This window comes from Micromonospora sp. NPDC048986 (assembly GCF_040649335.1).
Taxonomy (GTDB): domain Bacteria; phylum Actinomycetota; class Actinomycetes; order Mycobacteriales; family Micromonosporaceae; genus Micromonospora; species Micromonospora alfalfae.
On the sequence record NZ_JBEZFJ010000015.1, the window covers coordinates 115,476 to 137,389 of the forward strand.

21 protein-coding genes and 1 pseudogene are annotated in these 21,914 nt (G+C 70.1%); 12 read left to right on the forward strand and 10 right to left on the reverse strand.

The genetic code is table 11. The features are described from left to right. Together AB0B94_RS27015 and AB0B94_RS27020 are read left to right on the forward strand one after the other, a co-directional pair. The gene (locus AB0B94_RS27015; RefSeq protein WP_357286269.1) at positions 1–405 is read left to right on the forward strand and encodes a hypothetical protein; all 405 of its coding nucleotides are present in this window, start codon (positions 1–3) and stop codon (positions 403–405) included. A 102-nt stretch (positions 406–507) separates the two neighbouring features. Beyond that, positions 508–996, forward strand: a complete 489-nt coding sequence (locus AB0B94_RS27020; protein ID WP_357286272.1) for a GNAT family N-acetyltransferase — start codon at positions 508–510, stop codon at positions 994–996. A gap of 34 nt (positions 997–1,030) precedes the next feature. On the opposite strand, the gene AB0B94_RS27025 is transcribed toward AB0B94_RS27020, so the two are convergent. Next, positions 1,031–2,206 (reverse strand): LLM class flavin-dependent oxidoreductase, encoded by a 1,176-nt coding sequence (locus AB0B94_RS27025; protein WP_357286276.1) that lies wholly within the window; start codon positions 2,204–2,206, stop codon positions 1,031–1,033. Positions 2,207–2,382: 176 nt separating this feature from the next. On the opposite strand from AB0B94_RS27025, the gene AB0B94_RS27030 reads away from it, so the two are divergent. Genes AB0B94_RS27030 through AB0B94_RS27055 form a run of 6 tightly spaced genes read left to right on the forward strand, consistent with a single transcriptional unit; the run spans position 2,383 to position 8,000 of the window. Next, the gene (locus AB0B94_RS27030; protein WP_357286280.1) at positions 2,383–3,360 is read left to right on the forward strand and encodes an aliphatic sulfonate ABC transporter substrate-binding protein; all 978 of its coding nucleotides are present in this window, start codon (positions 2,383–2,385) and stop codon (positions 3,358–3,360) included. Continuing rightward, on the forward strand, positions 3,357–4,190 hold the full coding sequence (locus AB0B94_RS27035) for an ABC transporter permease subunit (protein ID WP_357286283.1): 834 nt from the start codon (positions 3,357–3,359) through the stop codon (positions 4,188–4,190). The genes AB0B94_RS27030 and AB0B94_RS27035 overlap by 4 nt, the downstream gene beginning before the upstream one ends. Further along, the gene (locus tag AB0B94_RS27040; RefSeq protein ID WP_357286286.1) at positions 4,163–4,894 is read left to right on the forward strand and encodes an ABC transporter ATP-binding protein; all 732 of its coding nucleotides are present in this window, start codon (positions 4,163–4,165) and stop codon (positions 4,892–4,894) included. Before AB0B94_RS27035 ends, AB0B94_RS27040 begins: the two co-directional genes overlap by 28 nt. A gap of 14 nt (positions 4,895–4,908) precedes the next feature. Beyond that, positions 4,909–6,315 carry a selenium-binding family protein gene (locus tag AB0B94_RS27045; RefSeq protein ID WP_357286289.1) on the forward strand — a complete coding sequence of 469 codons (1,407 nt, stop codon included), beginning with the start codon at positions 4,909–4,911 and terminating at the stop codon, positions 6,313–6,315. Next, positions 6,312–6,941, forward strand: coding sequence for a hypothetical protein (locus tag AB0B94_RS27050; protein WP_357286292.1), 630 nt, complete (start codon positions 6,312–6,314; stop codon positions 6,939–6,941). The genes AB0B94_RS27045 and AB0B94_RS27050 overlap by 4 nt, the downstream gene beginning before the upstream one ends. Positions 6,942–6,983: 42 nt before the next feature. Further along, positions 6,984–8,000 carry a methyltransferase gene (locus tag AB0B94_RS27055; RefSeq protein ID WP_357286295.1) on the forward strand — a complete coding sequence of 339 codons (1,017 nt, stop codon included), beginning with the start codon at positions 6,984–6,986 and terminating at the stop codon, positions 7,998–8,000. An 89-nt stretch (positions 8,001–8,089) separates the two neighbouring features. Here the strand turns inward: AB0B94_RS27055 and AB0B94_RS27060 are convergent, their stop codons facing one another. Continuing rightward, positions 8,090–8,941 (reverse strand): alpha/beta hydrolase, encoded by an 852-nt coding sequence (locus AB0B94_RS27060; RefSeq protein ID WP_357286300.1) that lies wholly within the window; start codon positions 8,939–8,941, stop codon positions 8,090–8,092. A 144-nt stretch (positions 8,942–9,085) separates the two neighbouring features. On the opposite strand from AB0B94_RS27060, the gene AB0B94_RS27065 reads away from it, so the two are divergent. Then, entirely contained in the window at positions 9,086–9,952 is an 867-nt protein-coding gene (locus AB0B94_RS27065; protein WP_357286304.1) for a metallophosphoesterase, read from the forward strand. 34 nt (positions 9,953–9,986) lie between these two features. Here AB0B94_RS27065 and AB0B94_RS27070 read toward each other — a convergent pair whose 3' ends face one another. The 3 genes from AB0B94_RS27070 to AB0B94_RS27080 all read right to left on the reverse strand — a co-directional run bounded on the left by AB0B94_RS27070 (position 9,987) and on the right by AB0B94_RS27080 (position 13,214). Further along, a complete protein-coding gene (locus AB0B94_RS27070) occupies positions 9,987–10,550 on the reverse strand; it encodes a DUF6193 family natural product biosynthesis protein (RefSeq protein WP_357286307.1) in 564 nt (187 codons plus the stop codon). Positions 10,551–10,816: 266 nt separating this feature from the next. Further along, complete coding sequence (locus AB0B94_RS27075) at positions 10,817–11,473, reverse strand: HAD family hydrolase (protein WP_357286310.1); 657 nt, start codon at positions 11,471–11,473, stop codon at positions 10,817–10,819. Positions 11,474–12,017: 544 nt separating this feature from the next. Beyond that, positions 12,018–13,214, reverse strand: coding sequence for an epoxide hydrolase family protein (locus AB0B94_RS27080; RefSeq protein WP_357286313.1), 1,197 nt, complete (start codon positions 13,212–13,214; stop codon positions 12,018–12,020). Between the two features lie 146 nt (positions 13,215–13,360). On the opposite strand from AB0B94_RS27080, the gene AB0B94_RS27085 reads away from it, so the two are divergent. Continuing rightward, complete coding sequence (locus AB0B94_RS27085; protein WP_357286316.1) at positions 13,361–13,810, forward strand: hypothetical protein; 450 nt, start codon at positions 13,361–13,363, stop codon at positions 13,808–13,810. Between the two features lie 34 nt (positions 13,811–13,844). On the opposite strand, the gene AB0B94_RS27090 is transcribed toward AB0B94_RS27085, so the two are convergent. Together AB0B94_RS27090 and AB0B94_RS27095 are read right to left on the reverse strand one after the other, a co-directional pair. Next, a complete protein-coding gene (locus AB0B94_RS27090; RefSeq protein WP_357286321.1) occupies positions 13,845–15,092 on the reverse strand; it encodes a helix-turn-helix transcriptional regulator in 1,248 nt (415 codons plus the stop codon). Next, the gene (locus AB0B94_RS27095; protein ID WP_357286324.1) at positions 15,079–15,240 is read right to left on the reverse strand and encodes a hypothetical protein; all 162 of its coding nucleotides are present in this window, start codon (positions 15,238–15,240) and stop codon (positions 15,079–15,081) included. Before AB0B94_RS27095 ends, AB0B94_RS27090 begins: the two co-directional genes overlap by 14 nt. 238 nt (positions 15,241–15,478) lie before the next feature. Here AB0B94_RS27095 and AB0B94_RS27100 point away from each other — a divergent pair, with 238 nt between their 5' ends. Both AB0B94_RS27100 and AB0B94_RS27105 read left to right on the forward strand, forming a co-directional pair. Beyond that, positions 15,479–16,828, forward strand: a complete 1,350-nt coding sequence (locus tag AB0B94_RS27100) for a hypothetical protein (RefSeq protein WP_357286327.1) — start codon at positions 15,479–15,481, stop codon at positions 16,826–16,828. Positions 16,829–16,869: 41 nt separating this feature from the next. Further along, on the forward strand, positions 16,870–17,406 hold the full coding sequence (locus AB0B94_RS27105; protein WP_357286330.1) for an NUDIX hydrolase: 537 nt from the start codon (positions 16,870–16,872) through the stop codon (positions 17,404–17,406). A 43-nt stretch (positions 17,407–17,449) separates the two neighbouring features. Here the strand turns inward: AB0B94_RS27105 and AB0B94_RS27110 are convergent. The 3 genes and pseudogenes from AB0B94_RS27110 to AB0B94_RS27120 form a co-directional block, all read right to left on the reverse strand. Continuing rightward, positions 17,450–17,671: pseudogene (locus AB0B94_RS27110) on the reverse strand (IS701 family transposase); the annotation flags it as partial. Positions 17,672–18,067: 396 nt separating this feature from the next. Further along, positions 18,068–20,455, reverse strand: a complete 2,388-nt coding sequence (locus tag AB0B94_RS27115) for a discoidin domain-containing protein (protein WP_357286333.1) — start codon at positions 20,453–20,455, stop codon at positions 18,068–18,070. Between the two features lie 124 nt (positions 20,456–20,579). Further along, positions 20,580–21,632: a GDP-mannose 4,6-dehydratase gene (locus AB0B94_RS27120; RefSeq protein ID WP_357286336.1), complete on the reverse strand. Its 1,053-nt coding sequence runs from the start codon at positions 21,630–21,632 to the stop codon at positions 20,580–20,582. Between the last annotated feature and the right edge of the window lie 282 nt (positions 21,633–21,914).

Here is a 21,914-nt window from a genome sequence, read left to right on the forward strand (position 1 = left end):
ATGACGGCGACGAGGGGTACCCGCGCACTGCTCGGTGTTCTGTTCCTGGCGGCGGCCACGGTCGGGGTGTGGATCCTCTGGTTGGGCTGGGACACCGAGTACACGGTCGACGCGCAGACCGGCGCGAGCAGCGGCCCGTACGAGGCGTGGCAGGTGATCGGCTGCGTGCTGACGCTCGTGGCGCTGGCCGCGTTCGCCGGGACGCGGCTCAGCCCGTGGCTGGTGGCGCCGGTGATGACAGTGGCGTTCACGGCGGCCTGGTCGTGGCGGGCGGCGTCGACCGACGAGAGCGGGCTGTGGGTGGTCGGGGGGATTCTGGTGCTGGTCGGGATGGCCGCCGGCAGCGCCCTGGTGAGCCTCGTCGGGCGGCGGATCGGCCAGCGGTTCGCCGGCCGATCCGCCTAGGGACACCCCATCGCCCCCGTGGGCGCCGAAATGCTACGAAGGGGAGGTGCCTGACCCGACAAGCTCCCCTGATGCCACCCCCTGGAAACTCCGCGGCTGCTGTTGCGGCGCTGGCGTAGCGATGATCTGGACGGCTTCGCCGCGGTCAACGCGCAGCCCGAGGTGATGCGCTACATCCATGACGGCCGCACCCTGGACCGGGCCGCGTCCGCGGAGCGCCTTGCCCACTATCAGCGGCACTGGGACGAGCACGGCTTCGGCCTGTACGCGGTGGAGATCAGGGAGACCGGTGAGCTGGCCGGTTTCGCCGGGCTGGGGGTTCCGACCTTCCTGCCGGAGATCATGCCGGCCGTGGAGATCGGCTGGCGGCTGGGCCGCGCGTACTGGGGTCGGGGCCTGGCCACCGAGGCGGCCCGGGCCGTTGTCGCCCACACTCGTGCCGAGCTCGGCCTGCGACGGCTGGTCAGCATCCACGTCGTCGGCAACGAGGCGTCCGCGCGGGTCATGGTCAAGCTGGGCATGTCGCTGGAGCGCGAGACCGTGCAGCCGGACACCGGCCGCCAGGTCCGGGTCTACGCGATGGACCTGTGAGCGGCCGTGCCGTCGGCTGCCGCGGGTCGGCCGGTCAGCGGGCCACCACGGGCTGCGGCGCCGGCGCCCGGGTGAAGGGGATGTCGACGTGGTCGGCGGTCCCCGGCTGGCCGTCGGGGTGCTGCCACAGCCCGCGGTCGCGCAGGATCGGCAACACGCCCTCGCCGAACCAGTACGCCTCCTCCAGGTGCGGGTAGCCGGAGAGGATGAACTCGTCGATGCCGAGCGCGTGGTATTCGGCGATCCGGTCGGCTACCTCGGCGTGGCTGCCCACCAGCGCGGTGCCGGCCCCGCCACGGACCAGCCCGACCCCCGCCCACAGGTTGGGCGCGACCTCCAGCCCGTCGCGGGAGCCGCCGTGCAGGTCGAGCATCCGGCGCTGCCCCTCGGACTCGCTGCGGCGCAGCCCCTCCTGCACCGCCCGGATGTCGGCCTCGGCGACCCCGTCGAGCAGGCGCTGGGCCTGCGCCCAGGCCTGCTCGGCGGTGTCGCGCGCGATGACGTGCAGCCGGATGCCGAAGCGCAGCTGCCGTCCGGCGCGGGAGGCCAGCGCCCGGACCCGCTCCAGTTTGTCGGCGACCAGGGCCGGCGGCTCGCCCCAGGTGAGGTAGACGTCGCTGTGCCGCACCGCCACCGGGAGGGCGGCCGCGGAGGACCCACCGAAGTAGACCGGCGGCACCGGGTCGGGCAGCCGGTGCAGCCGCGCCTGTTCGACGCGGACGTGGGTGCCGTCGTGGTCGACTGTCTCGCCGCGCCACAGCGCGCGCACCACGTCCAGGAACTCGTCGGCCCGCGCGTACCGGGCGTCCTTGTCCAGGAAGTCGCCATAGGCCCGTTGTTCCTGCGACTCGCCGCCGGTGACGACGTTGAGCAGCAGCCGGCCCCGGGACAGCCGCTGGAAGGTCGAGGCCATCTGGGCGGCGAGGGTGGGGGCCAGCAGGCCGGGTCGGAAGGCGACCAGGAACTTGAGTCGCTCGGTGGCCTCGGTGAGCATCGCGGTGCTGAGCCAGGCGTCCTCGCACCAGGCGCCGGTGGGGGTGAGCGCGCCGACGAAACCGAGTTGCTCGGCGCTGCGGGCGATCTGCCCGAGGTACGCCACGCTGGCCGGCCGGGCGCCTCCGGCGGCGCCTGTCGGTACGCCGTGGCCGCCGCCGACGATGTCCCGGCTGTCGCCGTTGGTGGGCAGGAACCAGTGGAAGGTGAGGGTCATCGGGGCTCTTTCCGTCGGCGGGGCGGTCGGCGCACGCGGTGACGCGGGCACCTCCTGAGGGGTGGGACGATCCCGTCGACAGCCTACCCATAAAACCTATCGGGTTAGTAGGCTACTACAGGCGCCGACACCCGTCGATGCGTCGCAACCCCGCCTGCCCGACCCGAGGAGTCGCCATGCCCACCCCGCCGACGAGCCGTCCACCGCAACGCCGCCTGCTGACGGCCGCGCTCACCACCGTGGCGGTGCTCGCCACGGTCGCGGTGAGCGCATGCGGCGGGTCCGCCGATGCGGGCGGCACCGATGCCAAACTCCGGATCGGCTACCAGCGCTTCGGCGGGCTGAGCCTGGTCAAGGCGCGCGGCGCCGCACCGGATGTGGAGTGGTCGCTGTTCGAGAGCGGCCCCGCGCTCACCGAGGCGCTCAAGGCCGGCTCGATCGACATCGGACAGGTCGGTGAGGCGCCACCCGTCTTCGCCGCCGCCGGGAGGATTCCGTTCTCCGTCATCGGCACCTCGGCGCCGATTCCGCAGGGTGAGGCCGTGCTGGTCAAGGCCGACCGGGGCTACCGCAGCTTCGCCGACCTCAAGGGCAGAACGGTGGCCCTCAACAAGGGGTCCAACGTGCACTGGCTGCTGGTCCGGCTGCTGGCGGCGAACCACATGACTCTGAAGGACATCCAGGTCAAGTACCTCAAGCCCGCCGAGGGACGGCCCGCTTTCGACGGCGGGCAGATCGACGCTTGGGTGATCTGGGACCCGTACTTCGCGCTGGCCGAGCAACCGGGGGTCCAGGTGCTCGCCGACGCGACCGGTCTGGCCAGCAACCGCGAGTACGTCCTGGCCGCACCCCGGGCGCTCGACAAGCGGACGAACGAGATCCGTGCCTTCCTCCAGCGCTACCGCGAGGTGACCGACTGGGGCATCGCCCACCCCGGGGAGCGAGCCAGCACCCTCGCACCGGAGCTGAAGATCCCGCAGGACGTCACCAGCCGCGCGCTGGCCCGCAGCGCCAAGCCTCTCGCCCCGGTCACCCCGGCCATCGGCGACGAACTTCAGGCGATCACCGACAGCTTCATCGCCCTGGAACTCATCCCCGGGCCGGTCGACCTCCGATCCCGGGTGGACGGCCGGTTCAACGAGGTGTTCCAGTGAGTCGTACCAGCCTCGTCGAGGCGCCCGACGAGGTCACGGCGGCCGCACCGGTCGTACCCCGCCGTCAGCGGCCGGCCCGGCGCTGGCGGCGGGTGGTGAGCCCGGCGGCGCTGGTCCTGGGCTGGGAGTTGGCCGCACGGACCGGGCTGCTGGCGGCCGAGAAGCTGCCCGCGCCCAGCGACGTCCTGGCCACCGGCTGGCGACTGAGCCGGGACGGCACGCTCGGCGTCCACCTGCTGGACTCCCTCACCCGCGCCGGGGCGGGCCTGCTGATCGGCGGTCTCCTGGCCCTGGCCCTGGGCACCGTGGCCGGGCTGCTGTGGCTCGGTGACGACCTGGTCGACCCGCCGGTGCAGATGGCCCGGATGCTGCCGCACCTCGGGCTGGTGCCGCTGCTGATCATCTGGGTCGGCATCGGCGAATCACTGAAGATCAGCCTGGTGGCGCTGGGCGCGTTCTTCCCCATCTATTTCAACACCTACGCCGGCATCCGGGACATCGACGAACGGCTGGTGGAGGCGGCCCGTACCTGTGGTCTGGGCCAGGCCGCCCGACTGCGGCACGTGGTGCTGCCCGGCGCGCTGCCGTCGCTCTTCCTCGGCCTGCGGCTGGCGATCGGGGCGGCCTGGCTCAGCCTGGTCGTCGGCGAGCAGGTCAACGCCCAGACCGGGATCGGCTTTCTGATGATGGAGGCGCGGGAGTTCAGCCAGACCGACGTGGTGGTGCTCGGCCTGCTCGTCTACGCCCTGCTCGGGCTGATATCCGACAGTGCGTTGCGCGTCCTGGAGAGGAGGATGTTGACATGGCGTCGCGGACTGCGGGCCACCTGACCGGCGCGGAGCCGGTGCTGACCGCGCACGCGGTGCGCCGAGCGTTCGGGCCGACGGTCGTGCTGGCCGGGGTCGACCTGAGCATCGCCCGCGGTGAGGTGGTGGCCCTGCTGGGCGGCAGTGGTTCCGGCAAGAGCACGCTGCTGCGGATTCTCGCCGGGTTGGACGGTGAGGCCGGCGGGACGAGCGTCGTGCACGGCACCGCCGCCGTGGTGTTCCAGGAACACCGGTTGTTGCCGTGGAAACGAGTGGCGGAGAACGTGGGGCTCGGGCTGTCCGGCGTGGACGGCCCGGGGCGGATCCGGCGGGCGCTGGCCGAGGTCGGTCTCGCCGAGCGGCACCGCGCCTGGCCGGCCGAGTTGTCCGGCGGGCAGGCGCAGCGGGTGGCAGTGGCGCGGGCTCTGGTCCGCGAACCGGACCTGCTGCTGCTCGACGAGCCGTTCGGCGCGTTGGACGCGCTGACCCGACTGCGGATGCAGATCCTGCTGCGCCGGCTGCGCGCCGAGCACGGCTTCGCCGCCCTGCTGGTCACCCACGACGTGGAGGAGGCGCTGCTGCTCGCCGACCGGATCCTGCTCCTCGGCGACTGCCGCATCGCCGCGGAACTGCCCGTCGACCTCGGCCCCACCCGCACCCCGGACGACCCGGCCTTCGGCGCGCTGCGCCGCCACCTGCTCGACCGACTTGGCGTCCCCACCACCTGACGAGCGGAGCTGTGATGACCCGCTGGACTCCCGATCCCACGTTCTACCCCTCGCCCCGCGAGGCGGTGACCGCACCGGCGGAGAAGCTCGCCTACGTGGCGGCCTTCGACCGGACGGCCAGCCGTCCGGACGCCATAGTGGTGCTGGACACCGACCCCGACTCCGCCGACTACGGCCGGGTCGTCGGCTGGACCGACCTCCCGTACGTCGGTGACGAGCTGCACCACTTCGGCTGGAACGCGTGCAGCAGCGCGCTCTGCCCGACCGCCCCGCACCCGCACGTCGAGCGGCGCTACCTGATCGTTCCCGGCCTGCGGTCGTCACGCATCCACGTGCTCGACACTCAGCCCGATCCGCGCCAGCCGCAGATCGTCAAGGTGATCGGGGCCGAGGAGTTGGCGAAGCGGGCCGGCTACTCCCGGCCGCACACTGTGCACTGTGGGCCGGACGGCATCTACCTGTCCGCTCTCGGCGGCGCGGACGGTGAGGAGGGTCCCGGTGGCATCGCCATCCTCGATCACACCACGTTCGAGGTACGCGGGGCGTGGGAGGCCGACCGGGGGCCGCAGTTCCTGGCGTACGACGTGTGGTGGCACCTGACCCAGGACGTGCTGGTCACCAGCGAGTGGGGCACCCCGTCGATGATCGAGGACGGCATCATCGGTGAGTTGCTGCTGGGCCGTCGTTACGGGCACGCCATCCACTTCTGGGATCTGGCGAAACGCCGGCACGTGCAACGGGTCGATCTCGGCGACCAGTACCAGATGCCGCTGGAGCTGCGGCCGGCGCACGACCCGACGAAGTCGTACGGGTTCGTCGGGGTGGTGATCAGCGTCGAGGACCTGTCCGCCTCGATCTGGTTGTGGCACCGCGACGGGGACGCCTGGGCGGTCACCAAGGTCATCGACATCCCGGCCGAGCCGGCCGACCCGGCGAACCTGCCCGACCTGCTCAAGCCGTTCGGGGCGGTGCCGCCACTGGTGACCGACATCGACCTGTCGGTGGACGACGGGTTCCTCTACGTCTCCTGCTGGGGCACCGGTGAGCTACGCCAGTACGACGTCAGCGACCCCCTGCACCCGGTGCAGACGGGTTCGGTGCACCTCGGCGGGATCGTCCGCCGGACCGCGCACCCGTCCGCGCCGGACGAGGCGTTGGCCGGTGGCCCGCAGATGGTGGAGGTGAGCCGGGACGGCCGGCGGGTCTACGTCAGCAACTCGCTCTACGGCGCGTGGGACGACCAGTTCTACCCCGACGGGGTGGGCGCCTGGCTGGCGAAGCTCGACGTCGACGTGGACGCCGGTGGGCTGACCCCGGATGCGCGGTTCTTCCCGCACGGGGAGGAGTTCCGCGGTCTGCGGGTGCACCAGACCCGGTTGCAGGGCGGCGACGCGTCCTCCGACTCGTACTGCTTTCCATGACCGTCACCACACTGGCGACGCTCGCCGCGCTCGGCGCGTTCCATGGTCTGAACCCGGCGATGGGGTGGCTGTTCGCGGTGGCCCGGGGTCTCCAGGAGCGCAACCGGCTGGCGCTGCTGCGCGCGCTGCCGCCGATCGCGGCGGGGCATCTCGCCTCGGTGGCCATCGTCGCGGCGTTGGTCGCCGCCACCCGGTCGGTGACGGCAAGCACCACTCTCGCGGTGGTCGGCGGTGTGCTGCTGGTCGCCTTCGGGCTGTGGCGGCTGCTCTCCGAGCGGCACTTCCGCTGGGCGGGGATGCGGCTGTCCGCGGCGCAGCTCGCCGGCTGGTCGTTCCTGATGTCGTCGGCGCACGGCGCGGGGCTGATGCTGTTGCCGGTGCTGGTGGCCGAGCCGGTGTCCGGGGGTCACTCCGGGCACCTGGCCGCCGCGCCGGTGGGTGCGCTGTCCGGCCTCGCGGCGGCCGGGGTGCACACGGTGGCCATGCTCGGCGTCGCCCTGGCGGTGGCGCTGCTGGTCTACCAGGTGTTCGGGGTCGGTGTGCTGCGTAGGGCCTGGTTCAACGTGGACCGACTCTGGGCCGGGGTGCTGGTTGCCGCGGGGTTGGTGACGCTGATCCGGGCGTGACCATCCATCGTGGAAACGTGTGATGTGTGATCTCATGTCCTGGTGATCACCCCGACTCCCCTCATGCGTCTGGTGGCCGGCGTGTGGGGGTTCAAGACCCTCGCGGTCGGCGTTGAACTCGGCCTGTTCACCCGGCTGGCCGGCGGGCGGACGATGACCGTCGAGCAGGCCGCCGCCGAGTTCGGGCTGCCGGACCGGCCCGCGGACCTGCTGCTGGCCGCCAGTGCGTCGCTCGGCCTGTTGGAGAAGGCCGGCGACGGTTACCGCAACTCGGAGTTGGCCGAGCAGTTCCTGGTCGAGGGTCGCCCGTACTACTTCGGGGCGCAGGTTCGCTACTCGGACCTGCGCACCTACCTGCCCTGGCACCGCATCGGCGAGGCTTTGCGCACGGATCGGCCGTTGACCTGGGACCCGGAGTCCCAACAGTCGATGTTCGACACCGAGGACCCGCAGATGCTGGCGCAGTTCTGGGACGCGATGTTCTCCACGTCCAGCTTCACCGCCAGCGCGTTGGCCGACGCCTACGACTTCTCCGCACACCGCCGGCTGCTCGACGTGGGCGGCGGGGCGGGCGCGTTCCCGATCGAGTTCTGCCGCCGCCTGCCCGAGCTGCGGGCGACCGTCCTGGATCTGCCGCATGTCTGCGTCCGGGCCCGGGAGCGGATCGCGGAGGCCGGCCTGACCGGGCGGATCGACGCCGTGGCCGGTGACTTCCTCGCCGACCCGGCGCTGCCGGACGGGCACGACGTCATCCTGCTCAGCATGATCCTGCACGACTGGGACGAGCCGACGAACCGGGCGTTGCTGGCCCGGTGCCACGCGGCGTTGCCACCCGGCGGAGTGATCGTCGTCTGTGAACTGTTGCTCAACGACGAGCGCACCGGGCCGCCCGAGGCGGCTCTGATGGGGATGAACATGCTGGTCGAGACCGAGGGCGGCCGGAACTACTCGGGCGCCGAGTACGCGGCCTGGCTCACCGACGCCGGCTTCGTCGACGTGCGTACCGTGCCGTTCGACGCGCCCGGCGCCAACGGCGCTGTGGTGGCCCGCCGGGCCTGACCGACGACGACACCCGGCCCCGGTGCGAACCGTGGGCCGGGTGTCGCGGCGCCTCACGGCGCTGGCGTCCGATCGGCTACCGGTACGGGTCAGGCGCGAGCCTTCGCCGGCTGCTTCATGAAGTCCATGATCGCCTTGTTGACCTCGTCGGCGTGGGTCCACGGGATGCCGTGCGGCGCGCCCTTGAGCGTGACGAGCGTGCCGGTCGGCATCATCGGCCCGAGGCGCTGACCGGTCACCGGGTAGGGCAGCACCCGGTCCTGGTCACCCTGCACGATCAACACCGGAATGTTGATCTTCGGCAGGTCCGGACGGAAGTCCTCCTGCCAGGCGTCCACGCTGTCGTGGGTGGCCTTACCGGAGGCCATCGCGCCGATCTGCCAGTGCGCCCGGTACGCCTCCTCGCTGACCCGCTTGCCCATGTTCTGGTCCGGGTTGAAGAACGCGTCACAGAAGGACGTCAGGTAGGCGAAGCGGTCCTTGATGATGGCGTCCTGGAAACCCTTGAACAGGCTCCGGTCGACACCCTCCGGGTTGTCGCTCGCCTTGGCCAGCATCGGTTGCAACGGGCTGAGCAGCACGGCCCGGCTGACCCGCTGCGAGCCGTAGTTACCGAGGTAGCGGACCACCTCACCGGTGCCCATCGAGTGACCGATCAGGGTCACCTCGTTCAGGTCCAGCTCGGTCATCAACACGTCAAGGTCCGCGGCGAACGTGTTGTAGTCGTACCCGAACGCCGGCTGGGCGGAATTACCGAAACCGCGTCGGTCGATGGTGATCGTCCGGTATCCGGCGTTGAGCAGCGCCGTGGTCTCCTTCTCCCAGGTCGCGCCGTTGAACGGGAAGCCGTGGATCAGCACCACCGGCTTACCGGAACCGTGGTCCTCGTAGTACAGGTCGATGGGCGCGGAGTTTTCCGTACCCACGGTGATGAAAGGCATGTTTTACTCCTGCTCCGGTCTCGGGCTGTCGGACGCCCCGCGCTTTCCCGTCGGGTCGCCGGATATGCGGGCGGGCCGTCGGATCGGCCCGAACGGCAGGCGCAGAGGTTCCACGAGCACCCTCTGCCGTCCTAACCTCGGGAGGTGAACCTTCCGCCCCGGCTGCGGGCCGTCAGCGACCTGCACGTCGGGCACCCGCAGAACCGCGCGTTCGTGCAGGAGCTGCGCCCGGACAACGCCGGGGACTGGCTGCTCGTCGCCGGTGACGTCGCCGACCGGTTCGCCGACATCGAGTGGGCGCTCGGGCTGCTGAGCAGCCGGTTCGCGCGGGTCGTCTGGGCGCCGGGCAACCACGAGCTGTGGACGCCGCCGCGCGACCCGGTCACGTTGCGCGGTGAGGAGCGCTACCGCGAGCTGGTGCGGATGTGCCGGCGGTTGGGGGTGCTCACCCCGGAGGACCCGTACCCGGTGTGGGACGGCGACGGCGGCCCGGCCACCATCGCGCCGCTCTTCGTGCTCTACGACTACACGTTCCGGGTGCCGCAGGCGCGCACCCAGCAGGAGTCGCTGGCCCTGGCGTACAGGGCCGGGGTGGTGTGCACCGACGAGGCGCTGCTGCACCCCGACCCGTACCCGAGCCGGGAGGCGTGGTGCGCGGCCCGGGTCACCGAGACCGAACGCCGGCTGGCCGAACGCGACCCGGCGCTGCCGACGGTGCTGGTCAACCACTACCCGCTGGTGCGCGAACCCACCGACGTCCTGCGGTACCCGCTGTTCGCCCAGTGGTGCGGCACCGTTCGCACCAGCGACTGGCACCTGCGCTTCGACGCGGCCACAGTGGTGTACGGGCACCTGCACATCCCCCGCACCACGTTCCACGACGGGGTCCGGTTCGAGGAGGTTTCCCTCGGCTACCCGCGCGAGTGGCAGCGCCGAGGGCCGGTGCCCGACCCGGTACGCACTATCAACCCGGCCGACGACGTGCGTCGGCGCGCGTCCGTCAGCGGCTGAGACCGAGACCGATCAATCGGTCGACGGACAGGCGCTAGCTCGGCCCGGCTGCGCCGTACCGCACCGCGTCGAGATGGGCGGGCAGGTTGCGCGCAGCCAATGACACGGCCTCCTCCGCTGTGGCGGTCTCGCCGAGTTCCTGTCCCGTGAAGCCCATCGTGACGATGTAGTCCTTGCCTCGCCTGGGATGCAGGCACACCAGGACATCGCGGGAGAGGCTGGGCCGGGTGCTGGTGGAGAATCGCAGAGACCAGTGGCTCGTGAAGGGGTAGAGCCGCCGCAACTTCGGCTCGGCGTACGCGGCCTCGACGAGTGCGTGGTACTCCGGCCAGTCCACCTCCGCTGCCTCCGTACGCAGGTGCCGCCACTCCGATTCGACCAGCCCCGCCGGGTCACGGTCCGGGACCTCGAACCGTCCGGTCAGTTTCACGAACGACGCAGCCTTGGGGATCTCGGTCAGGGGCGCTCCGTCATGCCACGTCTGCGCGACTCGCGCCACCTGAGCGAGGTCCACCGTGTCCCCCTCGATCAGGGCCAGACCCTGGTCACGCTCGCAACCGCGGACGTACCACCGGCGCTCCACGTGGCTGGCGGACACCCTCAACTCCTCTCGGTGCGGGAGGGTGGTCGGAACGACGGCGGCATGCCACGAACCGGACGTTGGAGCCGACGCGGGGATGGAGAGCCCTTCTCGAACGGCGACGGCTCGCAACGCCGCCGCAAGGCTGCCCTCGGCGGCAACCTCCGGATACAGGGCAACCGGATCGGGGTAGGTCGGCACGGCTCACGATTCTGCCCGAAGAGCGGCGGGCAGCGAATCGGCAGCCGTCGGCCATCGAAACCGATCCCTCTGGGCGCGATCGATCAGCGGAGGAGCACCTCGACGGCCTCGGACACCGAGTCCACGATGACGTCCGGCGCAGGCCCGACGAATGTCCACGAGTCGGGCCGATGTTTCGGCTGCAACCAGATCGTGCGCAGCCCCGCCGCATGGCCACCGGCAATGTCGAGGACGAGGTTGTCACCGATCATCCATCCGCTCGGACCACAGCCGCTTCCGCAGCGTTCAGCGGCGAGACGGAAGATCTCAGGGTCCGGCTTCCGAATACCGACGTCATCAGAGATGCACCACGCGTCGACAAGCCTGTCCAACCCGGTGTTGCGGATCTTGCCCAGCTGGTTGTCTGTCATCCCGTTGGTGACGACGCCGATCCGCCAGCCTGCACGACGGAGCCGCTTCAACGCATCGTGGTCGTCCGGGTGACACGACGCCAGCTCAGGCAGCCGGCGGCGGTACTGCCCCCACAACTGCTCCGGCGGCGCGGACAGGTCGAACGTCTGACAGACGGTCGCGAAGAAGCTGTCCATCGGTCCCGAGTGGTGCGCGTCGGCCATGAGCAGGAAGGTCAGCGAGTCCTCATCGAGCCCGTGGGCGACGACGAACTCCTCCGCCCACGCCAGAAATGCCCTGTCGCGATCCACGAGTGTGCCGTCCAGGTCGAACAGGGCCAGCGGCTGCACACCTCGCACGATAGCCATGTGTTCAAACCTACGGATCGCCCCTCGGCGGGTCAGCGAAGGTCGTGGGGATCCCGAGCGGCCAGCGCCTCGGCCTCCGGCAGCCCGAGGCGGCTGGCGACCCGCCGCCGCACCCGGACCTGTGCGCTCGTTCGTGGCCGGAACTTCGGCTCCCGCGAACACCCGCACATCTCGAAACCCTCGTAGCGCAGCCCTGCCCCGAGAACTGCCGCAACCGCGGCCCACCCGGAGTCGTTCCGCCGACGGGGTGCGGCGAAGTCGTGCCCAGCAAGAACCATCGGCTGCCGACAGGACGTACATGTGTGCTTCTTGCCATCCCACGCGTCCTTGCGGCTACGACGGCACGGCACGCACACGTAGTGGACCTTGTAAATGGTCTCGAAGTACCGGCACACGAACGCATGCTAGCGACACCACGGTCGGCTGTGACAACACCAATTCGCGGCAGGCGGGTGACTGAACTCCGAGGGCCGACGCCCGACTCGGTACGCACCAACCCGGCGCTCGTCAGTCAGCGGGTGAGCCGTCAGGATTTCCGCAGTGGCCGGAACGCGGCCCGCACCTCGGCGGAGAAGAGTTCCGGCTCCTCCCAGGCCGCGAAGTGCCCGCCGCGGTCAGCCTCGTTGAAGTACGCGATGCCGGGGTAGACCGCCTCGGCCCAGCTACGCGGAGCGGGCCAGATCTCGCCGGGGAACGTGGTGAAGCCGACCGGCACCGTGACCGGCGGCGGGGCCTGACCGGCCGCCTGGGCCGCCGCCTGAAACCGCCCCTGCTCCCAGTACCACCGGGCGGACGAGGCACCGGTACCCGTCAACCAGTACAGCGTGATGTTGTCGAGGATGCTGTCGCGGGTGAGACCGCCGGCCGGCTCGCCGTCGAGGAACGCCCGGGAGATCTTGTAGTAGCTGTCCGTGTCGTGGTCGAGCATCCAGGCCGCCAACCCGACAGGTGAGTCCAGCAGCGAGTAGCCGATCGTCTGCGGCCGGGTGGACTGCTCCAGGAAGTAGCCGAAGCCGTCCTTGGCGAACAGGTTCAGCGCGTCGAGCGCGGCGCGTTCCTGCTCGGAGTTCGCCGGCAACTTGTCCTTGATGCCGACCGCCCCGGCGAGCAGGTTGACGTGGATGCCGAGCAGCCCTTGGGGTCCCTGGCGTCCCATGGCGTCCGTGACGGCGGCACCGACGTCGCCGCCCTGTGCGACGTAGCGCTGGTACCCGAGCCGGTCCATGAGTTTCGCCCACGCCTGCGCCATCCGCGCCGAATTCCAGCCAGGCTCGGTCGGCTCACCGGAGAAGCCGTAGCCCGGCAACGACGGCAGCACCAGGTGGAACGCGTCCTCGGGCGTGCCGCCGTGCGCCGTCGGGTCGGTCAACGGGCCGACGGCTCCGAGCAGCTCGACAACGGAACCCGGCCAGCCGTGCGTCATGATCAACGGCATCGCGTTCTCATGCTGCGACCGCACGTGGATGAAGTGAATCTCGACGCCGTCGATGGTCGTCGTGTACTGCGGCAACGAATTCAGCTTCGTCTCGCACGGACGCCAGTCGTAATCGGACATCCAGTACCGAGCCAACTCCTGGATCGTCGCCAACTGCACCCCCTGCGAGCGATCGGTGACCAACTCGCTAGTGGGCCAGCGGGTAGCCGCGATCCGGCTACGCAGGTCGGCGACCGTGTCCTCCGGTATGTCCAGCCGGAAGGGACGAATCTCGTTGTCGTTGGGCATCTTCCCACCTCGCCACGTCGAGTCGGACAGTGCCGATGCGCCGACGGAGTCGGCACTCGCCCAGTCTCACAGCGGGCCGGCACCACCCGGGCCGAAACGCGAATCGCCGACGGGTCTCCGCACCACACCCGTGGGATGATCAACCGGTGAACCAACCGGACGAACTCGACGACAACTGGCTAAACGGCGAGGAAATCACCTGTCCGGAGTGCCACGAACGGCTCTACCGCCTCGACCACTCGCCGATGCTGGACTGCCATTTCCTCTACTGCGACGGCTGCCCGATGCGGGTAGATGTCAGTTACTACGACAAGACGTTCAGGAGCATCGCCGACGCGCTCCCTTCCGAGGACAGGACCTACCCCACGCTGATGGCGGCACTTGAGGCACGGCTACGGCGATGCGACTGCGGCGGGCGGTTCCGGGACTCGGCGCCCCGGCGCTGCCACCGGTGCTCCACAGTCCTGACTGCCATCAGCGCGCCCTCCGGTGTCGACGTCTGGCCAGGTTGGTGGACAGACGAGACGGACACCGCCTCGGTGGAAGAGGAGTTCACCGCCAGGTACTTCCGCACCGAGGACCTCTGGGAGCACTAACGCCCGGCCTGCGACCTGTGCCTGCGCTCGTCCGTCAGCGGGTGAGGCCGACCACCGTGGCCAGTCGCGCCACGCCGGCCGGCGTCGGCTGCGCGCGGGCGACATCGGCGATGAGGGTACGCGCCAACGGCCGGCAGCGAACCTCAGCCGGCGCGATGCTGTCCGCGTCGACGAGCGCGCGTGCCGCCCCGCGCAGGTCACCCACCTGGAGGTACGCCCGCGCGGCGTCGACCAGGTACGCGCCCCGATGTTCGGCCGGCAACCGCCGCCACCCCTCCCGCCGCACCACAGTCGAGTGCCGTCGTAGCGCCTCGGCGGCGTCACCCCGCTGTGCCGCCACGAGCACCCGGGCCAGCTCGACGGCGACCGGCCCGAAGCTGCTGCGGTGCGGATCGTCGTACCCCCTCAGGCTGGCGGCGATCCCCGCCGCCCGGTCGGTCAGCTCGTCGGCGCGGCGGTGCTCGCCGCAACCGGCGGCGGCCAGGGCCGCCTGAAGCAGCAACGTCCCGCCCACCGCCCACTCCCGACGGTCGCCCTGAACCCGGTGATCGCCCCGACCCCGGTGATCAAGAGGTTTGAGGCAATTTTGATCTCCAAAAGTCCCGCAAACCTCTTGATCACCATCGTGGGATGAGGGTGGAAGGAGGCGATTGGCGGCGGGGAGCAGTGCGGCCAGGGCCAGGTGGTCTCGGTCTTGCGCGCGGAGCGCTTGGCCTACCGAGATGGCTGCTGTTGCCGCCAGGATCGGGTCGTCGCCGGCGGCGGACATCGCCCGGTCGGCGGCCAGCCACCCGAGGTCGGCCTCGTCGAGCTTCACCAGCAGCGACGAAGCGACCCGGTACGTCTGCACCAGCAACTCCGGTGACCGCACGGCCTGAGCGGCGTCGAGCAGACCCGGCAGGACTCGCACCAACTGCCCGTAGTGCGCGTGCTGGTAGCTCAGCCAGGCATACCCGACCTGCCTTCTCAGCTCTTCCGGTGCCTGCCTTGGAGCCTGTGGTGTGTCGTAGCGGGCGAGGGCGGCCCGGATGTCGTCCACCCCGTCCGGTGTGCCCGCCGGGGTGCTTCGCTGCTGACCGAGCAGCACCTCCGGGTCCACCCGCAGAACGTGGGCCAACTCCTGGATCACCGAATAGCGGTCCAGGGCGCGAACTCCCCGCTCCACCTTGTCCACCCAGCTCTTCGACCTGCGCAACCGGTCCGCGAGCATCTGCTGCGTCATCGACCGCCGCACCCGCCACCGCGCCACCCGCCGACCGATCGGCAGGTCATCGTTGGTCACGCCGCCACCGCCGGTCCGGGACCGCACGGGTCGTGTCCTCCACGGGTACGCGTTCCGCCTCGGCCTGCGCCAGGAGACGCTGCTTGGCGGCCTCCCGCTCGGCCGCCTCGCACTGCTCGCCCCTGCTCGTCGGCTCGCCGCCGTGCATTCCCACCACCTCCGTCAGTCGGCGCGCGACGCTAGGACATCGCCGGCACCCAGGACTCCTGCAATCACCGAAGCCGGTTGCCGATCGACGGACCAGATGGCAAGTAATGCGTGCGATTGCGCTGGTCAGGACGTGGGTTGCGCGGGGTTGCGCAGGTCCCCATAGGACCGCATCAACCCATAGGCTCGTCACTAGTTGTAGTTGACTGACACCTGGAGGCGGAACCATGGCGCGACCGGTGACGAACGCAGCATTCGAAGGGCTGCTGCTTGCCGCCGGCTACGGCAACGCCCACGCCGCCTTCGCTCGGCAGCTCAACCACGCCGGGCGCAACGAGGGCGTTTGGCGCTACGACGCTGCCAGCGTCTACTGGTGGTTACGGGGTCGCCGGCCAGGCGAGCACGTCCAGACGGCCATGGCCGAGACCCTAACCCGCAAGCTCGGTCGGTCCGTCGCCGTCACGGAGCTGGGCTTCGGTGCGGCCGACAGCGTCGGAACGTGCGTCTACCCCGCGTCCGTCGACGGCGCGATCGATACCGCCGAGCAGATCTGGACGAGGCTCGCCAAGCACCTCGACTCACAGGTCACCAGCGGGCCGTTCGACAGCGGCAAAGCCCTACAGGCTGCACTCGCTTGGCGGTATGACCCGAGCGACGTGACAGTCAGCAGGAGCGGCCGACAGCAAGTCACCTCCACCGACGTCCAGTCGCTGTACGCGCTGGCGGACCACTTCACCGATCTCGACCGACGTCACGGCAGCGGGTCTCCGCGCACCCGGGCGCTCATGGCCGACTTCCTCATACGCCAGGTCACACCCATGCTGCACGGCACGTACACCGAAGCCGTGGGACGCGACCTCATGCGCGCAGCAGCGACACTGTGCGGGCAACTCGCCTTCATGTCGTACGACGCGGGCCACCATGCCACTGCCCAACAACACGTGACCGTCGCCTTGCGGCTCGCCAAGGCCGCCGATGACCGCCTGTACGGCGCTCACCTGCTGGCCAACCTTGCAACCCAGGCCGTGCACCTGGGCCACTCCCGGGACGCGGCCCGGCTCGCCGAAGCTGCCATCGACGGGGCAGGGCGTGCGCCCGCCGCTGTGCTCGCTCGGCTGCACGCCACCGCCGCCACCGCGTATGCCCAGTCAGGTGAGCGACGTGCCTGCCAGCTCGCGCTCACCAAAGCCGAGCACGCTCTCGACCGCACAGGCGCAGTTCCCGGCCCACGCTGGGTCACCTACTTCAGCCCGGCCCACCTCGCCGGAGCCGCACTGAGGTGCTTGGGCGACCTACAGCTGTATACGCAGGCCCTTGACCACGTGACCGACGCTCTCACCCTCGCCCGCGAGAACACTCGGACTCGCGCCCTGCACACCGCGCTCGTCGCCGTGACTCATGCCCGCGCTGGGGACACCGACGCCGCCTGCGACTGGGGTCGGAAGTTGGCACAGCACGCCTCGGGCATCCATTCGGCACGTGTGCAACAGCGCGTCCGCGAACTGGCGGCAACGCTCAGCCCTCAGCAGGCGTCGCCCCAGGTCAGCGAAGTTCTGCACAGCCTCGCGACCATGCCGGCAGCCGCGTAGCGCGGGAGCCCCACCTGGACCCGTCCGCTAGCGTCACGAAGGTGACCTGGACGGAGCCTGCCACGTGGTACGCCAACCTGGCTTCCTTCTACGCCGCCGCCGCGGCCTTCATCACCGACCCGGCCGGCAACGTGCTGCTCGTCAAGCCCACGTACCGCGACCACTGGGCCTTCCCCGGCGGCTATGTTGACGAGGGCGAATACCCGCATGATGCCTGCGCTCGTGAGATCCGAGAGGAGTTGGGGATTTCTGTGGCGGTGGGTGACCTTCTCGTAGTGGACTGGGCACCGCCCGCCGGGCAGCGGCCACGCGCGATTGTCAGCTTCACGTTCGACTGCGGGTCGATCGCCGACCTCGACGGTCTCGATCTACCGGGACAGGAGTTGGAGGACGCCGTCCTCTTCTCGCCCCGAGAGGCCGAGCAGCGCCTTCCCGACAACGTGGCCCCACGCGTTCATGCAGCGATAAGCGCTCGTGACCGTCGAGCACCGGTGTACTTCGCTGGCGGCTCGGTCGTCCCACTACCATCCGATGATGGAGCAGAACACGAGGCAGGGACCCCGTCCCAGACTGCGTGAGCCTTAAGCCGGCGTGCAGGCCGCTCGTCCGTCGCTCAGTGCGGCCGGCCACACGTACGAGCGTGGACAGTGGCACGGCTGTGGGCGAATAGCAGCGGTAGAAGGCGAATTCGCCTGTGCGGCGGTTGCGGCGGACCAGGAGCTGGCGGTGTCCGGGGCGGTCGTCGGCAATGGGGGCGATGGCCCAGTCATAGAAGCGGTGGCCCTTCGCTCCGGTCCCGGCCGAGAGCTTCTGCCAGGCTCACTGGGGCGCTTCCCTGGCCAGGGCCGAAGCCGATCTGTTCGGGGATACCAGCCGACGCGCACCGCTGGCGGTCCTCGGTCCAGGAGTGCCGGGACGTACAACTCCCGGTCGATGGCGGCGTGCCCGGCCTTCGCGGAGTCGGCATCGGGGCAGACGGCGGGACAACGGACCCCGCCGCGTGGAACGACTGGCTGGCCTGCGTTCGCTCCGTAGTAGACGGCGCAGAAGACCCGGCCAGCGGCTCGGCCGAATAGAGACCAGTCCAACGAGCATCAACTCCATCAGGAAACGAGCTTCCGACCGGCCCCGACAGCATGATCACGATCTGCGGCTGGAGTACTAGTCTCCGGCGACCACGAAAGTGTGCTGTCCTCGGACGGGCGGCCGCCGCTCCCCCGGCGGCCGCCCACGCCTCGGTCAGCTGGCGTAGACCTCCAGCGTCGACAGTTGTCCTGCCGGCCACCCCGTGTTCCCGGTGACGGTGACTCGCACGTAACGCGTCTGCGCGGCGCTGAACGTGAGCGTCACCTGATTGCCGGTGGCCGGGTTGAAGGTCCGCCCCGCCGACCCAACGAGCGTCCCGAAGCTCCCCCCGTCGGCACTGCCCTGCACGGAGAGGGTCTGCGTCCGACTCCCCCAGGCCGACGACGGCGGCAGCTTCAGCACCACCCGCCCGATCGTGCGCGAGGACCCCAGGTCGACCTGCACCCACTGCGGGAACGCGTTGTTGGCGCTCTCCCAGTAGCTGTTCGCGTCCCCGTCGACCACGTTGCCCGACCCGTAACTCTGGACATGACTGCTCTCGCTGGTGGGTCGACCCCGGGCAAGGTCCGCGTTGGCCGCGGCGTCAGTGGTCACGGTGACCGCGGTGGACGCGCTGGAGGCGTTGCCGGCGGCGTCGCGCGCCACGACCGTGAAGGTGTACGCGGTGGACGCGCTCAGCCCACTCACGGTCGCAGTGGTGCCCGTGACGGTGGCGACGACGTTGCCGCCCTGGCGTACCTGGTAACCCGTCACGCCGGTGTCGTCGGTGGAGGCCGTCCACGCCAGCGACACGCTCGTCGACGTCTTGCCGGTGACAGCGAGGCCGCTCGGGGCGGTCGGCGGGTTGTCCGGGACGGTGCTGCCGGCGTACACCTCGACCTGGGCGAGTTGGGCGGCCGGCCAGCCGGTGTTGCCGCTGATGCTGAGGCGGACGTGGCGGGCCGTGGTGGTGGTCAGCGTGCGGGTGACGCTGTTGCCGGTGGCCGGGTCGAAGGCGAACGCGGAGGCCCCGGCGATGGTGGCGAAGGAGTTGCCGTCGACGCTGCCCTGCACGGTGATGGTCTGGGAGCGCGCTCCCCAGCCGGCGGGCAGCCGGACCACGAGCTTGTTGACCTGGTGGCTGGCGCCGAGGTCGACCTGCCACCAGTGCGGGAACCCACCGCCGCCGCTCTCCCAGTAGCTGCCGGCGTTCGAGTCCACAGCGTTCGACGCCGGGAACCCGCCGCCCTGGCTGCTCGCCGACGTGGGTCTGCCGGCGGCCAGGTTGCCGCTGACCGGCGGCGGGGTGCCGACCATCGGTGGGGTGGGGCGTACGGCGGTGAGCGCGAGTTGCCCCTTGAGCATCCGGCCGCCGTCGGCGGTGATCCGCAGGTAGTAGTCGGAGGAGCAGGCTACGCCGTCCTCGTCCAGGGCCCTGATGTTCGCCCCGGCCGGGGTGGTGGCCTGGGTCTCGGACGTCTTGGCGATCTGGTTGCCCTCGTTGTACTCGTCGAACATGGACACGTACAGGCCCTGGGAACCGAGCCGGACCATGTTGTAGATGTGCCGCCAGTAGAAGTCGCCGTGCTTGCGGTGGCCCCCGGCGAGGTCGCCGGGCATCACGCAGGGCAGGTAGTCGATGCCGCGCGCCGCGCAGTCGGCCATGTCGCCGACGTTGACGTTGTTGTAGTAGGAGTCCAACTCTTCCACCGTCCTGGCCCGGTAGACCATCCACGGTGAGATCGCGTGGAACGCGTGGTAGACGTCGAGGAAGCCGGGGCGGGAGTCCTCGATGCCCTGCCGCCACCAGGTGGGCACGCCGCCGATGACGTAGCAGCCCTGCGCCTTGAACCAGTTGATGACCTCAAGGCACGGCCCGGGGGTGAAGGGGCGGCTGGGCTCGCTGAAGCCGAAGCCCCAGATGCAGACGACCGGTTTGCCGTTCTGTCGGGCGTACGCGGAGGACGCGGTGTGCGCGGCCATCTTCGTCGTCCAGTCGGTCTTGATCTCCGATTGGAAGCTCAGCCAGTCGGTGACGTCGTACATGATGTAGAACTTGCGGCTGTGGCGCTCGGCGGCGGAGCGGACCTTCTGGGTCATCGCGTCGCGGGTCGGGCCCTCGTCGCCCATCGGGTTGAACCGTTGCAGCGCGGCGGTGTCGCAGCCGTTCTCCTGCATCCACCGGAAGTGGGTGTCCACGGTCTGCTGGTCGTACGAGGAGAAGAGGGTGGCCGGCTGGCCGTTGCCCAGGTTGGGGTACGCGGTGGGATAGCTGCGGGTGTACTCGCGCATGTCCGGCCAGGACACGATTGTGGTGTTGGCGGGCGAGGGCGGCTGGAACCGGTCGCGGCCCCAGTGCCACCATCCACCGATCGGCGCGCCGTCGCCGGGGGCGCTGAACCAGCCCTGGTAGCCGACCGTCACCTTGCCGACGACGTCCCCGGGGGGACTGGCGGCGTGCGCGGGGCTGGCCACTGCGGTGAGCAGTTCAGTGGTGGAGGCGGTGGCGAGGGCGGACCCGGCCAGCACCGATGTGACGAACCTGCGGCGGGACACCGCCATGACGACCACTCCTTCGGGACGGAAGGCATTGACGGCCATCGTGGCAGCAGTGGATACCGACCCGCAAGAGTTAGACTGATCGATGAAAATACCGATCAGATGACGGGAATTACGCGCTGAGCCGTCATTGGCTGACGGCGCGCTCCAGCGCCCGCACCGGGGACAGGATCTGGCTGCCGGCCTGGCGGCGACGGGCGTCGCGCACTGTCATCCGGATGCCCTCGGTGAAGCCGATCTTCGGGTACCACCCGAGCAGTTCGCGCGCCTTTCTGGTGTCCAGCGCCATGTTGCGCACCTCGCCCGGCCAGGGCAGCGGCTCGTAGCGGGCCGCGTTGCCGACGCCGGACGCCTCCCGGACCGTGTCGTACACCTCGTTGACGCTCGTCTGCCGACCCGAGGCGATGTTGACAATCCCCACCCCGGGGTGGTGACAGGCGACGGCGATCGCCTCGGCGACGTCGCTGACGTGGATGAAGTCCCGGGTCTGGGTGCCGTCGTCGTAGATCACCACCTGCCGGCCTCCGAGCAACGCGTCGGCCATCAGGGACACCACGCCGCAGTCGCTGCCCTCCTGCCGGGGCCCGTAGACATTGCCGAACACCATCGAGGTGTACGCGAGGCCGTACTGACGCCCGTACCAGTCGAGGTAGTGCACGCCGGCGGCCTTGCTGACGCCGTACGGGCTCACCGGGGCGATCGGATGGTCCTCGCGGACCGGCAGGTCGTGGGCGGCGACGCTGCCAAAGATGGCGCTGCTGGCCGCGTTGATCACCAGCCGTACGCCGCCGCGGGCGCAGGCGTCCAGCACGTTGACGGTGCCGAAGACATTCACGTCGGCGTCGTACAGGGGCGATCGACGGGCCGCGGGAACGCTCGGCTGCGCGGCGAGGTGCACCACCACGTCCGGCTGCCACTGGTGGATGACCTCGACACCCTCGGGCGTACGGATGTCACCCGAGACGACGTCCGCCTCGGTCAGTCCGCCGTACGCGGCGTCGGCCAGGTTCTCGATCCGACCCGTGGAGAAGTTGTCGAGCACCCGGACCTGACTGCCCATGAGCATCAGCCGGGCGACAACGTGGCTGCCGATGAAGCCGGCGCCTCCGGTCACCAGCACGCGCCCGGGAATCAGGTCCGTCGGCGGGTCGACACCGACGGCAACAACTGGCAGGTCCATGTGGAACTCCTTGGAACGACGGGGTTGTCGGCCCTCAGCGGCAACCAGACGACCGGGCACGACCGTAACCCACCAGATACCCACCAAAGGGATGTTTCACGCAACGGTCTGTGCTGATATGCGACGTTCAGAGCAAGATGTCCCGTTTTTACCGTTCCGGGGCTATTGGGGTATTTGTGACTAGTAGCTTACTCCCGGGGTGCTCGCCCGCATGCCCTCGAAGCACCTGACGGAGAAGGAGGTCGGCGCGTTGAGAAAGACCCCGGGACCCGTAACCGCGGA

What these genes read in the sequence shown, in the direction of transcription:
- AB0B94_RS27015 (WP_357286269.1), top strand. Translation starts at nt 1, where the DNA reads ATGACGGCGACGAGGGGTACCCGCGCACTGCTCGGTGTTCTGTTCCTG.
- AB0B94_RS27025 (WP_357286276.1), bottom strand. Translation starts at nt 2,206, where the DNA reads ATGACCCTCACCTTCCACTGGTTCCTGCCCACCAACGGCGACAGCCGG.
- AB0B94_RS27030 (WP_357286280.1), top strand. Translation starts at nt 2,383, where the DNA reads ATGCCCACCCCGCCGACGAGCCGTCCACCGCAACGCCGCCTGCTGACG.
- AB0B94_RS27040 (WP_357286286.1), top strand. Translation starts at nt 4,163, where the DNA reads ATGGCGTCGCGGACTGCGGGCCACCTGACCGGCGCGGAGCCGGTGCTG.
- AB0B94_RS27045 (WP_357286289.1), top strand. Translation starts at nt 4,909, where the DNA reads ATGACCCGCTGGACTCCCGATCCCACGTTCTACCCCTCGCCCCGCGAG.
- AB0B94_RS27050 (WP_357286292.1), top strand. Translation starts at nt 6,312, where the DNA reads ATGACCGTCACCACACTGGCGACGCTCGCCGCGCTCGGCGCGTTCCAT.
- AB0B94_RS27060 (WP_357286300.1), bottom strand. Translation starts at nt 8,941, where the DNA reads ATGCCTTTCATCACCGTGGGTACGGAAAACTCCGCGCCCATCGACCTG.
- AB0B94_RS27080 (WP_357286313.1), bottom strand. Translation starts at nt 13,214, where the DNA reads ATGCCCAACGACAACGAGATTCGTCCCTTCCGGCTGGACATACCGGAG.
- AB0B94_RS27095 (WP_357286324.1), bottom strand. Translation starts at nt 15,240, where the DNA reads ATGCACGGCGGCGAGCCGACGAGCAGGGGCGAGCAGTGCGAGGCGGCC.
- AB0B94_RS27115 (WP_357286333.1), bottom strand. Translation starts at nt 20,455, where the DNA reads ATGGCGGTGTCCCGCCGCAGGTTCGTCACATCGGTGCTGGCCGGGTCC.
- AB0B94_RS27120 (WP_357286336.1), bottom strand. Translation starts at nt 21,632, where the DNA reads ATGGACCTGCCAGTTGTTGCCGTCGGTGTCGACCCGCCGACGGACCTG.